The organism is Aequorivita capsosiphonis DSM 23843, assembly GCF_000429125.1.
GTDB lineage: Bacteria > Bacteroidota > Bacteroidia > Flavobacteriales > Flavobacteriaceae > Aequorivita > Aequorivita capsosiphonis.
Genome location: NZ_AUBG01000013.1, coordinates 113,627 through 132,604, shown reverse-complemented (window position 1 = coordinate 132,604; position 18,978 = coordinate 113,627). Strand labels below are relative to the sequence as shown.

At 36.3% G+C, this 18,978-nt stretch carries 17 protein-coding genes; 10 read left to right on the top strand and 7 right to left on the bottom strand.

What is annotated here, in order from left to right; all coding sequences use genetic code 11:
* The first annotated feature begins 9 nt into the window (after positions 1-9).
* From G440_RS0111995 to G440_RS0111985, 3 genes are read left to right on the top strand one after another with little or no spacing between them, the layout of a single operon-like run.
* Positions 10-3,297, top strand: a complete 3,288-nt coding sequence (locus G440_RS0111995; RefSeq protein WP_026451530.1) for an amidohydrolase family protein — start codon at positions 10-12, stop codon at positions 3,295-3,297.
* 19 nt (positions 3,298-3,316) lie between these two features.
* Positions 3,317-3,625, top strand: coding sequence for a hypothetical protein (locus G440_RS0111990; RefSeq protein ID WP_026451529.1), 309 nt, complete (start codon positions 3,317-3,319; stop codon positions 3,623-3,625).
* Positions 3,603-4,274 (top strand): ATP-binding cassette domain-containing protein, encoded by a 672-nt coding sequence (locus G440_RS0111985; RefSeq protein ID WP_026451528.1) that lies wholly within the window; start codon positions 3,603-3,605, stop codon positions 4,272-4,274. The genes G440_RS0111990 and G440_RS0111985 overlap by 23 nt, the downstream gene beginning before the upstream one ends.
* 46 nt (positions 4,275-4,320) lie before the next feature.
* On the opposite strand, the gene G440_RS0111980 is transcribed toward G440_RS0111985, so the two are convergent.
* Positions 4,321-4,950: a fasciclin domain-containing protein gene (locus G440_RS0111980; RefSeq protein ID WP_026451527.1), complete on the bottom strand. Its 630-nt coding sequence runs from the start codon at positions 4,948-4,950 to the stop codon at positions 4,321-4,323.
* Positions 4,951-5,154: 204 nt separating this feature from the next.
* Here G440_RS0111980 and G440_RS0111975 point away from each other — a divergent pair, with 204 nt between their 5' ends.
* Positions 5,155-5,535, top strand: coding sequence for a LysM peptidoglycan-binding domain-containing protein (locus G440_RS0111975; RefSeq protein ID WP_026451526.1), 381 nt, complete (start codon positions 5,155-5,157; stop codon positions 5,533-5,535).
* 78 nt (positions 5,536-5,613) lie between these two features.
* On the opposite strand, the gene G440_RS0111970 is transcribed toward G440_RS0111975, so the two are convergent.
* The 3 genes from G440_RS0111970 to G440_RS0111960 form a co-directional block, all read right to left on the bottom strand.
* The gene (locus G440_RS0111970; RefSeq protein WP_026451525.1) at positions 5,614-7,077 is read right to left on the bottom strand and encodes a hypothetical protein; all 1,464 of its coding nucleotides are present in this window, start codon (positions 7,075-7,077) and stop codon (positions 5,614-5,616) included.
* A gap of 39 nt (positions 7,078-7,116) precedes the next feature.
* Positions 7,117-7,476 (bottom strand): four helix bundle protein, encoded by a 360-nt coding sequence (locus G440_RS0111965; RefSeq protein WP_026451524.1) that lies wholly within the window; start codon positions 7,474-7,476, stop codon positions 7,117-7,119.
* 163 nt (positions 7,477-7,639) lie between these two features.
* Positions 7,640-8,761: a vWA domain-containing protein gene (locus tag G440_RS0111960; protein ID WP_026451523.1), complete on the bottom strand. Its 1,122-nt coding sequence runs from the start codon at positions 8,759-8,761 to the stop codon at positions 7,640-7,642.
* A gap of 216 nt (positions 8,762-8,977) precedes the next feature.
* On the opposite strand from G440_RS0111960, the gene G440_RS19915 reads away from it, so the two are divergent.
* Both G440_RS19915 and G440_RS0111950 read left to right on the top strand, forming a co-directional pair.
* Entirely contained in the window at positions 8,978-9,655 is a 678-nt protein-coding gene (locus G440_RS19915; protein WP_034259450.1) for a hypothetical protein, read from the top strand.
* Positions 9,656-9,666: 11 nt separating this feature from the next.
* Complete coding sequence (locus G440_RS0111950; RefSeq protein ID WP_026451522.1) at positions 9,667-10,185, top strand: PRC-barrel domain-containing protein; 519 nt, start codon at positions 9,667-9,669, stop codon at positions 10,183-10,185.
* Positions 10,186-10,235: 50 nt separating this feature from the next.
* Here G440_RS0111950 and G440_RS0111945 read toward each other — a convergent pair whose 3' ends face one another.
* Positions 10,236-11,201, bottom strand: a complete 966-nt coding sequence (locus tag G440_RS0111945; protein WP_026451521.1) for an App1 family protein phosphatidate phosphatase — start codon at positions 11,199-11,201, stop codon at positions 10,236-10,238.
* 65 nt (positions 11,202-11,266) lie between these two features.
* On the opposite strand from G440_RS0111945, the gene G440_RS0111940 reads away from it, so the two are divergent.
* The 3 genes from G440_RS0111940 (at position 11,267) to G440_RS0111930 (ending at position 14,115) form a co-directional block, all read left to right on the top strand.
* Positions 11,267-12,181: a diacylglycerol/lipid kinase family protein gene (locus tag G440_RS0111940; RefSeq protein WP_026451520.1), complete on the top strand. Its 915-nt coding sequence runs from the start codon at positions 11,267-11,269 to the stop codon at positions 12,179-12,181.
* Positions 12,178-13,392: a bifunctional alpha/beta hydrolase/OsmC family protein gene (locus G440_RS0111935; RefSeq protein ID WP_026451519.1), complete on the top strand. Its 1,215-nt coding sequence runs from the start codon at positions 12,178-12,180 to the stop codon at positions 13,390-13,392. Before G440_RS0111940 ends, G440_RS0111935 begins: the two co-directional genes overlap by 4 nt.
* A 126-nt stretch (positions 13,393-13,518) precedes the next feature.
* Entirely contained in the window at positions 13,519-14,115 is a 597-nt protein-coding gene (locus tag G440_RS0111930) for a superoxide dismutase family protein (RefSeq protein WP_026451518.1), read from the top strand.
* A 77-nt stretch (positions 14,116-14,192) separates the two neighbouring features.
* Here G440_RS0111930 and lpdA read toward each other — a convergent pair whose 3' ends face one another.
* The gene (gene lpdA, locus G440_RS0111925; protein WP_026451517.1) at positions 14,193-15,596 is read right to left on the bottom strand and encodes a dihydrolipoyl dehydrogenase; all 1,404 of its coding nucleotides are present in this window, start codon (positions 15,594-15,596) and stop codon (positions 14,193-14,195) included.
* Positions 15,597-16,058: 462 nt separating this feature from the next.
* Between lpdA and G440_RS0111915 the strand changes: the two genes are divergently transcribed.
* On the top strand, positions 16,059-17,258 hold the full coding sequence (locus tag G440_RS0111915) for an aminotransferase class I/II-fold pyridoxal phosphate-dependent enzyme (protein ID WP_026451516.1): 1,200 nt from the start codon (positions 16,059-16,061) through the stop codon (positions 17,256-17,258).
* A gap of 73 nt (positions 17,259-17,331) precedes the next feature.
* Here the strand turns inward: G440_RS0111915 and G440_RS0111910 are convergent, their stop codons facing one another.
* A complete protein-coding gene (locus G440_RS0111910) occupies positions 17,332-18,552 on the bottom strand; it encodes an autotransporter outer membrane beta-barrel domain-containing protein (RefSeq protein ID WP_157417965.1) in 1,221 nt (406 codons plus the stop codon).
* Between the last annotated feature and the right edge of the window lie 426 nt (positions 18,553-18,978).

The window sequence follows — 18,978 nt, the reverse complement described above, 5'->3', positions numbered from 1 at the left end:
ACTACTATTATGAGAATACTATCTATGTTGGCCATTTTGGTCTTTACCACAACGCTTACAGCTCAAAAAAAGAACAAAAAAAATAAAAAAGAAGAAACAAAATGGGAAGTTGCCAATCCCGGAAAAGACTTCAATTATAAAACACATTCCTTTACCACAGATGAAGGTACTTGGATGAATCTTGACGTGAGTCCTGATGGGGAAACCATAGTTTTTGATATGGTGGGTGATATTTACAGTCTGCCTATTTCGGGAGGGAAAGCGAAAGTGATTCGTTCCGGAATTCCCTTTGAAGTTCAACCACGTTTTAGCCCTGACGGTTCTAAAATATCATTTACCAGCGATGCTGGAGGTGGCGATAATATCTGGACAATGAATCTAGATGGAACCGATGCCAAACAAGTAACCAAGGAGGATTTCAGATTATTGAACAACGCTGTTTGGAGCGCAGATGGCAATTATCTTTTAGTGCGTAAACACTTTTCATCTGGCAGAAGTTTAGGTGCGGGTGAAATTTGGCAATATCATATTACTGGCGGTACCGGACTTCAAATCACAAAGCGCAAAAACGACCAACAAGATGTAAATGAACCTTTTACTTCTCCCGACGGAAAATATGTTTATTACAGTGAAGATATGTACCCAGGTGGAAATTTTCAGTATAACAAAGATCCAAACAGCCAGATTTACGTTGTTAAACGTTACGATTTTGAAACTGGCGAAACCAAAACAATAACTGGTGGCCCTGGAGGAGCTGCAAGACCAACGCTTTCTCGCGATGGTAAAAAGTTGGCGTTCGTTAAGCGCGTGCGAACCAAAAGTGTACTCTTTATCCAAGATTTGGAAACGGGGAAGGAATGGCCAATTTACGATGCTTTAAACAAGGATCAGCAAGAAGCTTGGGCCATTTTCGGGGTTTATCCAAACTTTAGCTGGATGCCGAATAGCAAAGAAATCGTTTTTTGGAGCGGCGGAAAAATCAACAAAATTGATATAAATACGCTAGCTGTAACAAACATTCCGTTTACGGCTGATGTAAATATCGATTTAGCAGAAACCGTTCATTTCAACAATAAAATTGAAACCGAAACTTTTACTCCAAAAATGATTCGCCACACGGCAACCTCTCCAGACGGAAAGTATATTGTTTTTAGTGCGCTTGGAAATTTATACAAAAAAACATTGCCCAATGGGGAACCACAAAGATTGACTGAAACTTCCGATTTTGAGTTCGAGCCTGCATTTTCACCCAATGGAAATGATATAGTCTATGTTACCTGGAATGATCTGGAAAAAGGTGCCATATTTAAAATTCCAGCTGCAGGTGGAACAGCTGTAAAACTCACTTCGGAAAAAGGAATTTATAGAATGCCTTCTTATTCGCAGGATGGGAATCATATCGCCTATATGAAAGAAGGCGGAAATACCGATCAAGGTTTTACTTACACCAAAAACAAGGGAATCTACATAATGGATTCTTCTGGTAAAAATGAAAAATTTGTTACCGAAGAAGGCGAATACCCACTATTTAGCAAAGACGGCCAACGAATATTTCTACAATTGGGCGGCACTTATTTTGGTGCTTTAGAGAAAAAATTGATAAGCGTAAATCGTGAAGGGGAAGATGAAAAAGTTCATATCACTTCAAAATATGCAAATAGACTTATCCCAAGTCCAGATAACAATTGGATCGCATTTACCAATCTTCATAAACTTTTTGTTGCTCCGTTGGTAATGAATGGTCAAACTGTAAACTTAGATAACAACAGCAAATCCGTTCCCGTTTCAGAACTTGCAAAAGATGCCGGAATTAATATCCATTGGGCTCCAAATAGTAAAAAATTAATGTGGACTTTGGGCGACGAATATTTCAGCAATGAGTTGAAAAACAGTTTTACCTTCTTAAAAGATTCCCCAGAAAAAGTTTCCGAAGTAAAATTAGATGGAATAAAAATTGGCTTGACCGCACCGGTTGATAAGCCTTCGGGAAGAATTGCCTTTACCAATGCGCGTATCATCACTATGGAAAATGATAAGGTTATTGAAAACGGTACCATTCTTATAAACGAAAGTAAGATTGAGGCAGTTGGGAATATGGATGATATTTCCATTCCTTCAGGAACAACAGTTTATGATGGTAAAGGAAAAACCATTATGCCGGGAATGGTTGATGCGCACGCTCACGTTGGCGCATTTAGATACGGTTTGCCATCGCAACAATACTGGCCGTTTATGGCAAATTTAGCGTTTGGAGTAACAACTTCTCACGATCCCTCAGCCAATACCGAAACGGTTTTCACGTTATCTGAACTTCAAAAAAGCGGACAATTAGTTGGGCCGCGATTATTTTCCACTGGATTTATACTTTATGGCGCAGAAGGTGATTTTAAAGCTGTAATCAACAACCTTGAAGACGCCCGAAGCAGCATTAGAAGAACAAAAGCTTTTGGTGCAAAAAGCGTAAAGAGTTATAACCAACCGCGAAGAGAGCAGCGTCAACAAATTTTACAAGCAGCGCGCGAACTTGAAATAAACGTAGTGCCCGAAGGCGGTTCAACTTTTTATCATAATATAACCGAGGTTATCGATGGCCACACAGGCATTGAACACAACATACCCGTTGCACCGGTTTACAAAGATATTTTGGAAGTTTGGGGCAAAAGCAATTCTGGCTATACTCCTACTCTAATTGTAAACTATGGTGGAATGAACGGCGAAATTTACTTTTATGAAAGAGACAATGTTTGGGAAAATGAAAAGCTGCTCACATTTACCCCGCGCAGTATTATTGATAGTCGCTCTCGTCATAGAGTAAAAGTTCCAGCCGAAGAATATGACAACGGCCACAAGTTAGTTTCTAGAACCGTAAAATCTTTACAAGATGCTGGAGTGAAGGTAAACATGGGAGCTCACGGCCAATTACAAGGTTTGGGAGCGCATTGGGAAACCTGGATGTTACAACAAGGTGGAATGAGTAGTTTGGAGGCGCTAAAAGCCGCGACAATCAATTCTGCCGAATATATTGGTGCCGGAAATGATATCGGCTCTTTAAAAGTGGGGAAACTTGCAGATTTAATAGTGATGGATGAAAATCCCTTAGAAGATATAGAAAACACCTTAAGCATAGAAATGGTGATGATTAATGGGAGGTTATACGATACCGAAACTATGAATGAAATTGGTAATAACCCAAAAGAGCGCCTTCCTTTTTTCTGGGAGATGGAAAAATACAATCAAGCCTTTCCTTGGCATCAAGAAACCCACGGATTTATGGATGGCGGATGTAGCTGTCAATAAATAACACTAACTTTAAAAAATGTACCGAGCCCAATGGCAGTTTTATAAAAGCATTTTTCCGTTTATTGCTGCATTTTCGCTGGCCTGCATTACATTTGGAGGTTTGCTGTGGGCCGTACTGCTTTTTGCAACCATAGGACCATTTATTGGAATGTTGGGATTTAGAATTGTTTATAAGGAACAGTTTTATTTTTATTATAACTTAGGCTTAACCCGTTTAAAATTAATGGGAGTTTCCTTTTTAATAAACCTTTTGTTGGGAATTCCATTCTTCGGAATTTTAGTTCTAATCGTAAAATTTTTTATTGGCAACCTTACAATTACATAGCGCCACCAAGAGTTTTGGTAAACTGAAAGTAATTGAAGAAATTGCTTTCAGTTTATCTACGGGTGAAATATTAGGTGTTTTCGGAAGAAACGGAAGCGGAAAGTCAACCTTATTGAAGATGTTGTTTGGAACTGTAAAGGCAGATTCCATTTCGGTTTCAATAGATAATGTACCGATAAGATCTTCGGAAATTATCTCAAAAAAACTCATAGGTTATCTTCCGCAAAATTCAATGCTTCCGAAGAATTTGAAGGTGCGAGATATAATCCCCATTTATTTCTCAGATGGAGAAAAGCAGGATGCCATTTTTTACGATTCGCAAATTGCCAAAATCACAGCTAATCAAGTGGGAGAATTATCCGCGGGAGAATTGCGCTATTTTGAAGTTTTACTAATTGGAAATCTCGATCACCCATTTTTGATGTTTGACGAACCATTCTCCATGATCGAACCCTTATACAAAATTGAGATTAAGAGGTTTCTAAAGGAACTAAAATCGAAAAAAGGAATTTTGATAACCGACCATTATTATCATGACGTTCTAGACATAACCACCAAGAACCTAATTATCAAAGGTGGAAAAGGTTTCAGTATAACAAACATGGAAGACTTGAAAAACCATAATTATCTCAGTAAAAATTCATCATAAAAAAAGCCCCATTTCTGGAGCTTTATTTTCTATTGAAAAATGTAAATTACATTTTTGGCATCAACACTTTATCGATTGTGTGTACAACACCGTTGGATGCGTCCATATCAGCACCAGTTACAGTAGCTGTATTTCCTTTAGCATCTTTCACCATTACTTTACCATCTTTTTCAGACAAGGTTAAAACCTCACCATTTAAAGTAGTTACGTCTAATTTTCCTCCTGCATCTTTTATTTTTGCAAGAACATCAGTGGAATTCATTTTTCCTTGAAGAACGTGATACTTAAGCAAAGCTTGCAATTTCTCCTTATTTTCTGGTTTCATCAAGTTATCCAATGTTGCTTTTGGAACTTTGCTGAAAGCTTCATTTGTTGGAGCAAAAACAGTGTATTCTCCTTCACCTTTAAAGGTATCGGCTAAATCTGCAGCTTGAAGTGCACCCACCAAAGTAGAAAGATCAGAATTGCCCATTGCTTTAGCAGCAATTGAATTGGCTTCCATATCTGCCATTCTACCTTTATTTTCTTCATCTAATTTCATTAAAGAATCACTCTCACGCTGCATTCGCATTTGTTCAGCTTGAGCCTGCGCTTCTTCTTTCTTTTTTGAGTCGTTACAGCTAGCAAAAAGCATTGCTACTACTGCCATTGACATTACAATTGTTTTTAGTTTCATAGTTTATAGTTGATTTATTATTTAGAACAAAGATATTCTAACTGTATCAAAATATTTATTAACGTTAATTCAGTTATTGTTAAATTATTCACATTTTTTGTGTTTTATAATCACATACTTGGGTTAAATTATAAATTTTTCTAAATGGTAAATTTATATTGTGAAATTCTATTATCTTTAAAAACTAATCTAAAAAAATATAAAATGATCAAGTCAAAATACCAGAGCGTTCTGGATCTAGGTGAAAAATTGAACATCAAAAATGGTGATGTAAAAGAGGAAAATGGACAGCTGAAAATTCATGGAACTGCAAAGAACCAATATGATAAAAATCTGATTTGGGATGAAATCAAGAAAGTTGGAGGCGAAAATCCAACAGATATAATGGCTGATATAAAAGTAGAAGACACTTCTGCCTATGCACATCACACAGTTAAAAGCGGTGAATCCTTAAGTAAAATCGCCAAGCATTACTATGGAGACGCAAATAAGTACAACACTATTTTTGAAGCCAACAAAGGAAAATTGAAATCAGCAGACGTTATTCATCCAGGTGATGAATTGGTGATTCCAAATATTTCATAATTATAGAAATATAGTATTGAAAATAGAAAAACCGTCTTGTATTGATTGTACAAGACGGTTTTTCTATTTATATAAAGTTTACAGTCCGCTAATGTAGCTACCGTAAACATCTTTAAAGTGAAGGCCGTTCCCTAAACTGAATTTACTTAATTTATTGTTTGCTGCCAATCCCCATAAAATAACTTCTTTTAGAAAATAAGCATCTTCTTTTGAAGTTTCAGGTTGATATTTATCAATTAATTGTTGCAAAGGAATAATTCTATCCAACTCCTTTCTATATTCTTCGTTTGAATATGAATCTAGTAATTCAAAATCATTTTCTTCAAAAAACCAAGATACAATTTCAGAATACGGATCAGGATCACCTTGTTTTGTCAGTTTCTCTATTTTAGGAAATATTTCCTTAAAAGTAGTGTTCACCGCATCAACGATTAATTGTTGCGCAACTTGGTTTACACCTTCCTGTTCCCCTTCATAAACTAATTCTATTTTCCCAGTGATGGAAGGAATAATTCCAATAAAATCGCCCAGTCTAATAGAAGTCTTTTCCTCTTCATTTTGCAAGGCTCTTCTTTCGGCTGTACTCAATAAATTTTCAAAAGCTGTGATACTCAACCTTGCACTTACACCACTTTTGGCATCAATAAAGTCATTTTCACGCGCTTCAAAACTTATTTGTTCTAATATATCTTTTGCGAGATCTGGCACATAAATATTAGACTTAGATTTAATTGCTCCCGCAGTTTCCTGTTCAGTTATAGTGCGTGCCGTTTCTATATTTTCGGGGTAATGCGTTAAAATCTGTGAGCCTATTCTATCTTTTAATGGCGTAACGATACTTCCGCGGTTGGTGTAATCTTCAGGATTTGCAGTAAAAACAAATTGAATATCCAAAGGTAAGCGCACGGCAAAACCTCTAATTTGAACATCCCCTTCCTGTAGAATATTAAAAAGTGCCACTTGAATTCGCGGTTGTAAATCCGGAAGCTCATTTATCACAAAAATACAACGATTACTTCGCGGAATCATTCCGAAGTGAATTACGCGATCATCGGCATAAGTCAATTTTAAATTAGCCGCTTTTATAGGATCTACATCACCAATTATATCAGCCACAGTAACATCTGGAGTTGCAAGTTTTTCCGAAAAACGATCATCGCGGTGCAACCAACTAATTGGAGTGTTATCTCCTTCTTCCTCCATTAAATTTTTGGCGTATCTGGAAATTGGACTAAAAGGATCATCGTTAATCTCACTTCCTTCAACCACTGGAATATATTCATCTAAAAGTCCAACCATTTGTCTAGCCAATCTCGTTTTTGCCTGTCCGCGTAAACCTAGCAGATTGATGTTATGTTTTGAAAGAATTGCGCGTTCCAGTTCTGGGATTACGGTAAGTTCATATCCATGAATACCAACGAAAGGTGCTTCCTTCTTCATAATTTTTTGAAGCAAATTTCGGCGTAATTCTTCTTTAATTGATTTTGGTTCGTAACCTGATTTCTTGAGGTCACCGAATGTTTTTATGTTTTCTATTTTCATGTTTTTTAGATAATAAGAGAAAAGAAGAAAGAAGAAAGACTATTTCAGTAAGGTTTTTTGAAAACCGGATGTCATCATTTGCCATTCGGTAATTGTGTCTTCCAACTTTTCTAACTCTTCATCATTAATATATTTTTTGTGATGTGCAATCAAAAGTTGTGTGCTTAATTCATAAGATGATTCCATGGAGATATCTAGAAAATGATTAAACGATTTGTCTGTTCTTGCCGATCCCTCAGCAATATTACTTGGTGCAGAGATTGAACATCGACTCATTTGGGATGTTAAATTATACTGTTCCGATTTAGGGAATGTTTCTAAGATGTCCGAAGTATCAAATGCAATATTCAAAGCTTTCTTCCAAATTTTGAGGTTTTTGTAATTGTGTTTCAATGTCATAATTTGTGAGTTTAAGGATTAATAACTATTACAGATTTTTCTTTACTCTTTTCTCTTTATTCTTTACTCTATCCTTTTTCCTCTTTTATTATTTTAACCACAAATACGTAGTACGGACAGGTCGCGACCCAGCGTACGGACAGGTCGCGACCTGTCCCTACCATTACCGAATGCGTTTACGACGATTCGTTTCATAATCACTAAAAATCATTTCCCCCAATCCTTTCAATCCTGTATAAAATGCTTTTCCTTGGTTTGCAGCAGTAAAATGTTCAATAAACTGCATTAAATAAGGATCTTCGGCAATCATAAAGGTTGTAATGGGAATATGCAGTTTTCTAGCTTGCGAGGCCATTGAATAGCATTTATTTACAATATAACTATCCAAGCCGTTGCTGTTTTTATAATAGCGACCATCGGGAAGCCTTACACAGCTGGGCTTGCCATCGGTAATCATAAAAATTTGTTTGTTGGTGTTTCGTTTTCGTCGCAATAAATCCATTGCCAATTGAAGTCCGGCAACAGTATTGGTATGATAAGGACCGACATTTAAATAAGGTAAATCCTTTATTTTTATAGGCCAAGCATCGTTTCCAAAAACTAGTATATCCAAAGTGTCTTTCGGATAACGTGTAGTTATAAATTCTGAAAGTGCCATAGCCACCTTTTTAGCAGGTGTAATTCTATCTTCCCCATAAAGTATCATACTGTGGCTAATGTCTATCATCAACACCGTACTCATTTGGGTTTTATACATGGTTTCCTCAACCACCAAATCATTTTCAGAAAGTGTAAAATCTCCCATTCCGTGATTAATCTGGGCATTTTTAAAACTTTCGGTCATCGATATCTGTTCCAAGGAATCACCAAAGCGGTAATCCCGAAACTCACCGGCCTGTTCATCTCCTCTACCTGTTTGTTTTGTTCTATGATTTCCTACCCCACTTTTTCGAAGTTTTCCAAAGATTTGTTCCAGTGCGCGTTTTCGAATTGCTCTTTCTGTCTTTTCAGTAATAGCAAGGCCACTTTTACCATCTATTTTTATTTCTTCACGCAGATAGCCTTTCTTTTTTAAGTCTTCTACAAAATCGTCTAGAGAATAATCTTCCGTAGTAAGTTCATATTCCTTATCCAACTGGGCTAGCCAATCCATCGCTTCGTCGAAATCGCCCGAGGTGTGGGTAATTAGTTCTTGGAAAACTTCAAAAAGTTTGTCGAAAGGAGATTGATCTTTTGGAGTGTGTTTAGTAAAGACAAATCCACTTTTACTTATCTTTTTCTTCATATTTTAAAAGTAAGCCAATCCTTGTTTATAAAAAAAGGAGAAACGTTAAACTAATACCAAATATAGAGATCTAAATAATCGCAAATGAGTTAATAAATTAGCGGTTTAAGTCAATTAGCATTTATTAACAATTTAGTTAACAGTTTGTTATAGCTAGCACGTCCTTGTAATCCCTAACTTTATAGCAATTAATAATCAACCTCTAAACTTTATATTATGGCAGAAATTAAAATTGAAAAGAAAAAACCTATTTGGCCTTGGATTCTTATTATCCTAATTATTCTCGCCGCCATTTACTTTTTTTGGTATTATAATGACAATAATTATAATACGGATGACCGATTAATGGAAAATGATACCATTACGAAAATAGACGAAACGAACAACTATAATGATAACGAAGCAATGGAATCCACTGCACTCTATTCAGGAACTTATGGAACTGTTAGAGATGAACAGGCTATTGCGGATTATCTAAACTTTGTTGATATTGATAAGAATATTGACCAAGAAACCGATAATGAATATTATCGTTCAGCTTTTTTCAAACTTATTACCGCAACAAAACGCGAGTCAGAAATTAAAAACGTTGATGTAACTGAAAATATTTCTGCTGCAATGAATAATGCTGAAATGTTAACTAATGATCCAGCTACAAACCAAAAAACGGATAAGATTAGGATGACATCGGAAAATGTTTCAAAAGCACTTAGAAAAATACAGCAGGAAAGTTTTAGTGATCTATTAGAAGAAACTAATGCAGTAGAAACTGCTTCCAATAACATTGATGCTCGTGGAACGATTGAGGAAGATAAAAGCGACATCAATCCCTTCTTTGATAAAGCAGCGATCCTACTTCATAAAATGTACCAAAGCGAAGAAACAAACAAATAAATACAACCACTATGAAAAACGACGAAAAACATTTATACAATTTAGACGAATTATCAGATTATAAGGTAGCGAGTGATGATCCAGATGTACGCAGCTGGGAAGTACGCGATGCCGATAATCGAGTGATTGGGAAAGTAGATAATTTATTGGTAAACAAAACTGCAAGACGTGTAGTCTATCTGGACGTAGAAGTTGACAATACAATCATTGACGCCAAACACGATCCATACGGCAGACCACAGAATGTTGAAATACGTGAGTTTGTAAACAAGGATGGTGATAGTCATGTTATTATACCCATTGGAATGGTGAATTTAGATCCAGATCATAATACGGTTTTGGCTCACGGAATTGACCATCGTACCTTTGCGGAAACAAAACGCTATCACAAAGGAGATCCTATCAATCGCGAATATGAGACAGCGGTATTAGATTCATATAATAGAGAAAATCCGCCTACTAAGGTTTATGAGGATGATGAATTTTATGAACGTGACGAATTTGACAGAAATCGATACTCTAAAAGATAAAAGTATAGTGATTTGATTATATAGGAGGGCAGTTTTGTCCTCCTTTTTATTTAAATAATACCGATACTTTTGGAATGTGCTATTGCTTTTTCACTACTTTGAAAATAACAGGTTGCGACATTCATAGATTCAATATTCTTTAAAACTTCCACTGCTTTGGGTTTCTTATGATGTGAAGTTTGCCTGATATAAATTGCCTTTATACTTTCAGGAAATACTTTGACGATGCGTTCGTATAAATAAGGATCTTTTTGAGAATCGTCTCCCAACAAAACATATTCAAGATTGGGGTAAAACATAATTATATCCTTGATTTTTTCAAATTTATGATCGTGACTTCCTCTTCCGGTAAACAGAAAATCGGAAATTCCAGTCTTGATCTTTTTTAATTTTATAACTGCTTTCGGAAGGTTGTGAAGTCTGACAAATGAATCGATAAATTCATATAAATTCCATTCACTGCTGGAAACATAGAAAAAAGAGTTGCGAGCACCTTCATCCTCCTGCCCTGCTCTGCTCAAGGCCTGATAGTGCGACACCACATCGTCAAAAACCTTACGCTTGTTGATATTTCTTAAAAGCAATACATACAATTTTTTAAAAAAATTTCCACTGTGGGAAACTAAGAAAGTATCGTCAATATCAGAAATCACTCCTACTTTACTTTCAAAAGGCTTCAAGAACTCAGAATATTCCACAATTCCGAAATCATAAATCTTACAACTAACTTCGTACTTATGCCAACCACTTTCAAGCTGTTCAGAAAATGGAATTGTAAATCGAAAATACCCATCAGACAAGGTTTTGGTAACAACTTCAATATTTCTAAACTTTAGTTTCACCGCTACATTTTCCAAAGGTTTAATTCGGAACATATGGATTACGGAAACCGCGTGCCTAATTCCCTTCCGATCCATACGATATTTGTCTGGCGCCCAAGATTTAAAGACGTGGCCAAAGACCACCAATTCTTCTTTATTCACATAGCCACGATAAAGTTTTAAGTCAAGCTTCACTTATTGAGATTTTATTAACGGTTTAACATTTTCAAATTACTTATTTTTAAATTTAATCTTTACTAATGAAATCAGAAAATTATATCCTGCTTATCATTAATCCCATTTCTGGCGACAGCGATAAGCAATCTATTATTAACTCGGTGAAAGCCGAAGTTTCTAAGAAACATTTAGATTTTTTCCTCTATAAAACTTCAGGAGAGAACGATATCGAAAATATAAAAGAGATAATTGATAAAAAAAGGCCGCTCCGGATATTAGTTGCTGGCGGTGACGGCACTATTTCTCTGGTATCAGAATGTATTATAGGAACAGAAATTTGCTTAGGAATAATCCCTGCAGGTTCTGCAAACGGCATGGCAGTAAACTTTAATATACCTGAAACGCTTCCCGAACAGATTGATATAGCTCTTGGAGATTGCACCCTGAAAATTGACGTATTATATATTAATGAGAAGCTATGCCTGCATATTGCTGATCTAGGAATAAATGCCGAACTAGTCAAAAACTATGAAGATTCAGGTATTCGCGGTAAGTTTGGATACTTTCTTCAATCCATACCCACTCTTTTAAATTCAGATTCTCCATTTGACTTCACTATTGAAACAGAAGAAGAAATTAAGAAGGAAACCGGAATTCTTCTGGCAATTGCCAACGCTAACAAATTCGGAACTGGAGCTACCATTAACCCTGATGGTAGGATAAACGATGGCAAATTTGAAATCCTTATATTTAAAAACCTTGATTTTTTTGAGATCTTTAAGACTATGCAGGAAAAGCCTGAAATGTCTTCAGATTTTGTACATATTATTTCTTCAAGTTATGCGAAGATAAGCTGTGAAAATAAAGTTCCCTTCCAAGTTGACGGCGAGTTTATGGGTGAAATTAGAGAGGTTATTGCTAAAATAGAAAAAGAAAAACTTTTGGTGGCAGTGCCTCAAAACTTCTGTAATTTACATACAACAAAAACGAATCCATGAATATTCAAAAAGTAAATTTTACCAATAAAGACAAAGAGCAGCTTGCTGGCCGTCTTGAACTTCCATTAGACAGGAAACCCCATAATTACGTAATTTTCGCACATTGTTTTACCTGTACCAAAAACCTTACAGCTATAAGAAATGTGGGAAGAGCACTTACAAACGCAGGTTTTGGTGTTTTAAGGTTTGATTTCACAGGTTTGGGAGAAAGCGAAGGCGATTTTGAAAACACGAATTTTTCAGGAAATGTAGAGGATCTTGTTGAAGCGGCAGATTTTCTTAAAGAAAATTTTATGGCGCCAACGCTAATCATCGGCCATTCTTTGGGAGGTGCCGCAGCTATGTTTGCGGCCACTCAATTGCCTTCCATAAAAGCTGTAGCAGTAATTAATTCTCCCAGTAGTCCTTCCCATGTCATGCACTTGCTAAAAGATAGCGAACAGGAAATCACAAAAAATGGAAAGGCTAAAGTGAATTTGGGCGGTGTTGATTTCACCATAAAAAAGCAATTTCTGGACGATCTTAAAAATAAATCTCTCTCAAATGTAGTCAGTGATTTTCGAAAAGCATTATTGATACTCCATTCCCCACAAGACAAAATAGTGGGTATTAAAAATGCCGAAGAAATCTATAAAGCTGCCCATCATCCCAAAAGTTTTATCAGCTTAGATGGGGTTGACCATTTGCTCTCTAAAAAAGAAGACTCAAAATATGTAGGGGAAGTTATTGCTGGTTGGGCGTCTCGGTATGTAGAGATTCCACCAGAGGAAGAATTAAAGAGTAAGAGCAAAGTTGCTGCAAGTTTAAATAAAGATGAAAATTTCACTACAAATTTAAAGTTGGGAGACCACTACCTTATTGCAGATGAACCCACTACTTTCGGCGGTAATAATTTTGGTCCTTCCCCGTATGAATTTCTTTCTGCTGGACTTGCAGCTTGTACAGCAATGACGATTCAGATGTACGCAACAAGAAAAAAATGGGAGGTTGAAAATGTTTCTGTCCACATCAATTACTCAAAAGATCACGCCGTAGATTGTGAACACTGTGAAGAAGATTCCGCTAAAATTGACACCTTTAATCGTGATATAAGGTTTAAGGGAAATCTAACAGATGAACAGAAAAACAGATTGCTAGAAATAGCAGATAAATGTCCCGTACACAAAACGCTTCATTCTAAAACCCAAGTTATTACTAAGCTTATTGATTAATTGAAAAGAAATATATTATTCTTGGCTTCAAAATCTGAAATGCTAAGGTTTGTTAAAATTTTTGTTCAGAGAAAACCGAAACAGTACCTTTATTATTAAAATCAACATTAACTAAAAGAACTTCCAATGAAAAAATTAGGATTATTACTTACAGCTACTGCGATCTTTGCATTCGTAAGCTGTAAAAATGAAAAAAAAGATGCAGATAATATGGACCAGATGAATGACACCGTTCAGATGGACGACACTGCTGATCAAAACGATATGCAACCAAAAACGGTTTCTGTAACTATGGAACCAAAAAGCGGAAGCACTGCTCAGGGTACGGTCAATTTTACCGAAGAAAATGGAATGGTTAAAATGGATGCGAAATTTTCTGGATTAAAGCCAGGAACCCACGCAATTCACCTTCACGAAAAAGCCGATTGTAGTTCTGAAGATGGAAAATCTTCTGGCGGACACTGGAACCCTACACATCAAAAACATGGGAAATGGGGTGATTCAGACGGATATCACAAAGGAGACATTGGCAACTTTGAAGCTGATGCAGATGGTAACGGAAGTATCTCTATGCAAACCGACGAATGGTGTATAGGTTGTGGTGACGAAAACAAAGATATACTCGGAAAAGCGGTAATTGTTCACGCGGGTACAGATGACTTTACAACGCAACCAACTGGTGATGCTGGTGGACGCGTAGCTTGTGGAGGAGTTATTGAATAAATTCCCATGATTTATTAAGCAAAAAAAATGTCGGCAAATTTGCCGACATTTTTTATATAATTAAAACCCATTTTTGATTAAATGTGTATAGGTCTATTTTCAGTTGCAGCAAGTGCGGCTTCTTTTACTGCCTCGGCATAGGTTGGGTGTGCGTGGCTCATTCTAGCTATGTCTTCAGCACTTGCACGATATTCCATCGCTACTACTGCTTCCGCAATTAAATCGGCAACCCTGGCTCCTACCATATGAACGCCTAATACTTCATCAGTCTCTTTATCTGAAAGTATTTTTACAAAACCATCTAAATCTCCACTAGCGCGGCTTCTTCCTAATGCACGCATCGGGAATTGACCTGATTTATATTCCACATTCCCTTCTTTTAATTGCTCTTCTGTTTTTCCAACAGATGCAACTTCAGGCCAAGTATAAACCACACCAGGAATTAAGTTGTAATTGATATGTGGTTTTTGTCCAGCTATTATTTCTGCAACCATCGTTCCTTCTTCCGAAGCTTTATGGGCAAGCATTGCTCCGCGAACTACATCGCCAATAGCGTAGATATTTTTGATATTGGTTTGAAGGTGATCATTAACGTCAATCATACCGCGTTCCGTGATTTTCACTCCTGCATTTTCAGCTTTTAAACCATCGGTATAAGGTTTTCTTCCTACGGAAACTAAACAGTAATCCCCTTTAAAAGTAACTTCTTTATCTTTTTTATCAGTAGCCGTAACGGTTATCTCTTTTCCTTTTTTCGAAACTGCCGAAACTTTATGTGAAAGATTGAATTTCACACCTTGTTTCTTCATCGCTTTCATCAGCTCCTTGCTCTGTGCAGCATCCATAGTTGGGATAATACGATCTAAATATTCAATCACAGTAACTTCTGCCCCTAAACGGCGATATACTTGCCCAAGTTCCAGCCCAATAACGCCTCCTCCAATTACAAGAAGATGTTTTGGAACTTCCTTTAAACTTAAAGCTTCAGTTGAAGTGATAACGCGATCCTTATCCAATTTGATAAATGGAAGTGTTGAAGGCTTACTTCCTGTAGCGATTATAGTGTTTTTTGCTTCAATGGTATCTTTTTTCTTTCCATTGGTGATTTCAATATGGGTTGCATCTTTAAAGGCACCCATTCCTGTGAAAACATCAACTTTATTTTTGTCCATCAAAAACGCAATTCCTTTGGTAGTTTGATCTACAACAGAGGCTTTACGTTCAATCATTTTTTTGAAGTTTAGCTTTATATCGCCTGGAATTTCAATTCCGTGCTCTTCAAAATGTTTTATTGCATCTTCATAATGATGTGACGAATCCAGCAAGGCTTTACTGGGAATACAACCTACGTTAAGGCAAGTTCCCCCCATAACATCATATTTTTCAATGATTGCGGTTTTCAAACCCAATTGTGCACAACGAATTGCGGCAACATAGCCACCGGGGCCTGAACCAATTACTGCTACATCATATTTTGCCATCTTTATCTTTTTTAAAATGAAGTTGCAAAGGTACAATACTGGTTAATAGTTTAAAAGTTTAGGAGTTTAAAAGTTTAAGGAGTTTTTGCGTTAGAAGCTTACAGGTATAAAAAGTGTTTAGGACAGTTGAATTGAAGTTTTGAAGGTACTATTTTTGGATTTCTGAAATATCATATTTTATTTCTATTGAAGGGGGAAAAATTTCTTGTAATTTTTTCATTTTCAGTTATTGGTGAAAAAAGATATAATGGTTTAGGCTTTGATTATGACTCTAATTCTGAAATATTATGAAAATTTAATATTTGTGATACGAGAAGGAGATTAAATCAGCTTAGGTCTTCTAATGGACCCCTAACTGATAATTTCGCTTTAGAAAATTAAATCTTAGAAAAGGAGTTGTTATAAATTTGACCACTTCTTTTAATTTTCGCAAATTTGCCATACAACGATAAAACTACAATCATGGCATTCAAACCAGCAGACAAAATTCAAGATTTACAATACTTTGGCGAATTTGGAGGTGTAAATCCTTCCATTTCAGATTCTTCCACATATACTTTTCTTTCAGCAAAAACAATGTTTGACACTTTTGAAGGAAACGCAGATGGGTGTTATTTATATTCCCGCCACTCTACACCTTCAAACTTACATTTGGGGCAAGCATTGGCCGCAATGGAAGGTACAGAAACGGCAAACGTTGCTGCCAGTGGCATGGGCGCAATAACTCCTGCTATTTTACAGCTTTGTCAAGCCGGAGATCACGTTGTTTCCAGCAGAACCATCTATGGTGGTACATATGCTTTTCTGAAAAACTTCGCACCGCGCTTAAACATTGAAACCGCTTTTGTAGATATTACCAATCTCGAGCAAGTAGAAGCGTCAATTACTAAAAACACTAAAATACTTTACTGTGAAACTGTGAGCAATCCACTTTTGGAGATCGCAGATATCGAAGGCCTTTCAAAAATTGCAAAAAAGCATAAGCTTCAGTTGTTGGTTGACAATACTTTTTCGCCGCTAAGCTTATCTCCTGCAGAAATGGGTGCGGATGTAGTTTTACACAGTTTAACAAAATTCATCAACGGGAGTAGCGACACTATGGGCGGAGTAGCTTGTGGGACCCAGGAATTTATCGATAGCCTGAGAAGTGTAAACGACGGCGCAAATATGCTTCTTGGCCCAGCCATGGATAGTTTGCGAGCAGCTTCCATTTTAAAAAACCTTAGAACACTTCATATTCGTGTAAAGCAGCACAGTGAAAACGCATTGTATCTAGCCGAAAAATTTGAAGCGGATGGTCTAAAAACCGTTTATCCGGGCTTAAAGTCACATTCTGGTCATGAGCTTTTCAAACAAATGATGAACAAAGAATACGGTTTCGGTGGCATGTTAACGGTTGACGTTGGCGGAATTGATAAAGCCAATGAGTTAATGGAGATGATGCAAGAACGAAACCTTGGTTATTTAGCAGTGAGTTTAGGATTTTATAAAACGCTTTTCAGCGCGCCCGGCTCCTCTACTTCTTCTGAAATACCTGAAGATGAACAAAAAGAAATGGGACTTAGTGATGGCTTGATTCGCTTTTCCATTGGTTTGGACAATGATATTGAGCGTACTTACAAAATGATGCGCGAATGTATGGTTGAGGTTGGGGTGTTGTAAAATTTAATTCTACTAACTAAAAAGACTCCTAAATATATTTTTAGGAGTCTTTTTAGTTATAAAGTATTTCTTTTTAATTTCTCTCTGAAGATAAAACTTGTTGCAACATATCCTTTAGTTCATTAATTTCTCTTTGCTGCTCTGTTATTAATGCACGCAGACTTTCAATATCTTCAAGAGTTGCACTGTTTTCAGGACGGGGACTTGCAACTAGATCTGGCTGCCAGCTTACAATTCCTAGACCATTAATTTTTAAAACTTGCCCATTGTTACCTCTTGTGTTTGGAAGAATATATGGATTGGCACCTCCTACAACTAAATTTCCAAATGCTCTAACTTGGGTAACAGCTGAGTTCCCCAGTACGATTTGATTACTGGCAGTAACAATGGCTCCATTACCTATTGCTGATGAATTACTTATACTATATTGTGCAGTTGATCCAGCTTGATATCCCAAAAATGTATTGTTGCTTCCGGCTAATATTTTTCCAGCCTCAAAACCTAACAGAACATTATTAGATCCACCTTGATCTGCAATCAAAGTATTTTCGCCAATAATTATGTTTTTAGAACCGGAATTCATTTCCCCCGCTTTTTTTCCAATGACGATATTTGAACTTGCGCCTCGATCTCCTCTAAGAGCTAATTCTCCCAAAACGATATTATTTGTGCCAGAATTCTGTTTTGCGGCTTCTCTCCCAATTACTATATTCGAGCTTGAACCACGATTTTCACTTAGCGCTAATTCCCCTAAAATAATATTATTTGAACCTGAATTCTGTTGTCCCGCTTGTTTTCCAATCGCAATATTTGAACTGGCATTTTGATTTGAACTCAAAGCTAACTCACCAAAAGCGATATTGTTGGACCCTCCATTCATTTTTAAGGCATTTTTGCCTATTCCAATATTAGAAGTTGCTCCGCGATCCTCACTTAAACCTAATTCACCTATTATTATATTATTGCTTCCTCTATTATTCTTTCCGGATTGATATCCTATAAAAATATTGGTGCGATTATTCAAATCATCATTAAGTCCATTTTCTTGCCCCAAGAAAATTGAGTTACCAGTATTCAAAACCTCAATTTGACCTTTCGTAGTAATTCTTGTTCGATTTATATTATGAGTCTTTATAACTAATGGTTTGTCATTTGTAGTTCCCAAAAAATCATTATTTCCGACACTATTACCTTCTAGGTTCCAACCTTCAGAACCACCCCCACCTTCAGCAGGAGTTAGTGTTTTCCATTCAGATCCAGTCCAATAATAAAATCCTTTTTTTACATCACCCACGTTATTGGTGTTGTAAACCAATATACTTTCAACAGCATTCGAAACCGGGTTTTTAGTTGTAGTGTTTGTAAGTTGAACTCGCGGGATTAGCAATCCTTTATTTGTTGAGGAAATATCCAGAATACTGGAGGGGTCTGGATTGGTCGTTCCTATTCCAACTTGAGCAGCAATGGATAAAGAAAATAAAAATGTAAAAAGAAGAAAAATATCTCTCATTCAAATATTATTAAAATTGTAAAATTCAAGTGCAAATGAATAGCAAATATTTAATATTAAGCAATAATGATCCATATTCTCGTTAATATTCACTTTTCACAGGTTAAAGTGCATATAATTAAGATTATGAATCATTATAATTTTTATATCAGGCTATCGGAGCTATAATTGCCATGTTAGTTGCACAATTTTCCATAAAATCGTAACATT

Coding starts and splice junctions, on each gene's coding strand:
- G440_RS0111995 (WP_026451530.1), top strand. CDS start 10: ATGAGAATACTATCTATGTTGGCCATTTTGGTCTTTACCACAACGCTT.
- G440_RS0111990 (WP_026451529.1), top strand. CDS start 3,317: ATGTACCGAGCCCAATGGCAGTTTTATAAAAGCATTTTTCCGTTTATT.
- G440_RS0111980 (WP_026451527.1), bottom strand. CDS start 4,950: ATGAAACTAAAAACAATTGTAATGTCAATGGCAGTAGTAGCAATGCTT.
- G440_RS0111975 (WP_026451526.1), top strand. CDS start 5,155: ATGATCAAGTCAAAATACCAGAGCGTTCTGGATCTAGGTGAAAAATTG.
- G440_RS0111970 (WP_026451525.1), bottom strand. CDS start 7,077: ATGAAAATAGAAAACATAAAAACATTCGGTGACCTCAAGAAATCAGGT.
- G440_RS0111965 (WP_026451524.1), bottom strand. CDS start 7,476: ATGACATTGAAACACAATTACAAAAACCTCAAAATTTGGAAGAAAGCT.
- G440_RS0111960 (WP_026451523.1), bottom strand. CDS start 8,761: ATGAAGAAAAAGATAAGTAAAAGTGGATTTGTCTTTACTAAACACACT.
- G440_RS19915 (WP_034259450.1), top strand. CDS start 8,978: ATGGCAGAAATTAAAATTGAAAAGAAAAAACCTATTTGGCCTTGGATT.
- G440_RS0111950 (WP_026451522.1), top strand. CDS start 9,667: ATGAAAAACGACGAAAAACATTTATACAATTTAGACGAATTATCAGAT.
- G440_RS0111940 (WP_026451520.1), top strand. CDS start 11,267: ATGAAATCAGAAAATTATATCCTGCTTATCATTAATCCCATTTCTGGC.
- G440_RS0111935 (WP_026451519.1), top strand. CDS start 12,178: ATGAATATTCAAAAAGTAAATTTTACCAATAAAGACAAAGAGCAGCTT.
- G440_RS0111930 (WP_026451518.1), top strand. CDS start 13,519: ATGAAAAAATTAGGATTATTACTTACAGCTACTGCGATCTTTGCATTC.
- lpdA (WP_026451517.1), bottom strand. CDS start 15,596: ATGGCAAAATATGATGTAGCAGTAATTGGTTCAGGCCCCGGTGGCTAT.
- G440_RS0111915 (WP_026451516.1), top strand. CDS start 16,059: ATGGCATTCAAACCAGCAGACAAAATTCAAGATTTACAATACTTTGGC.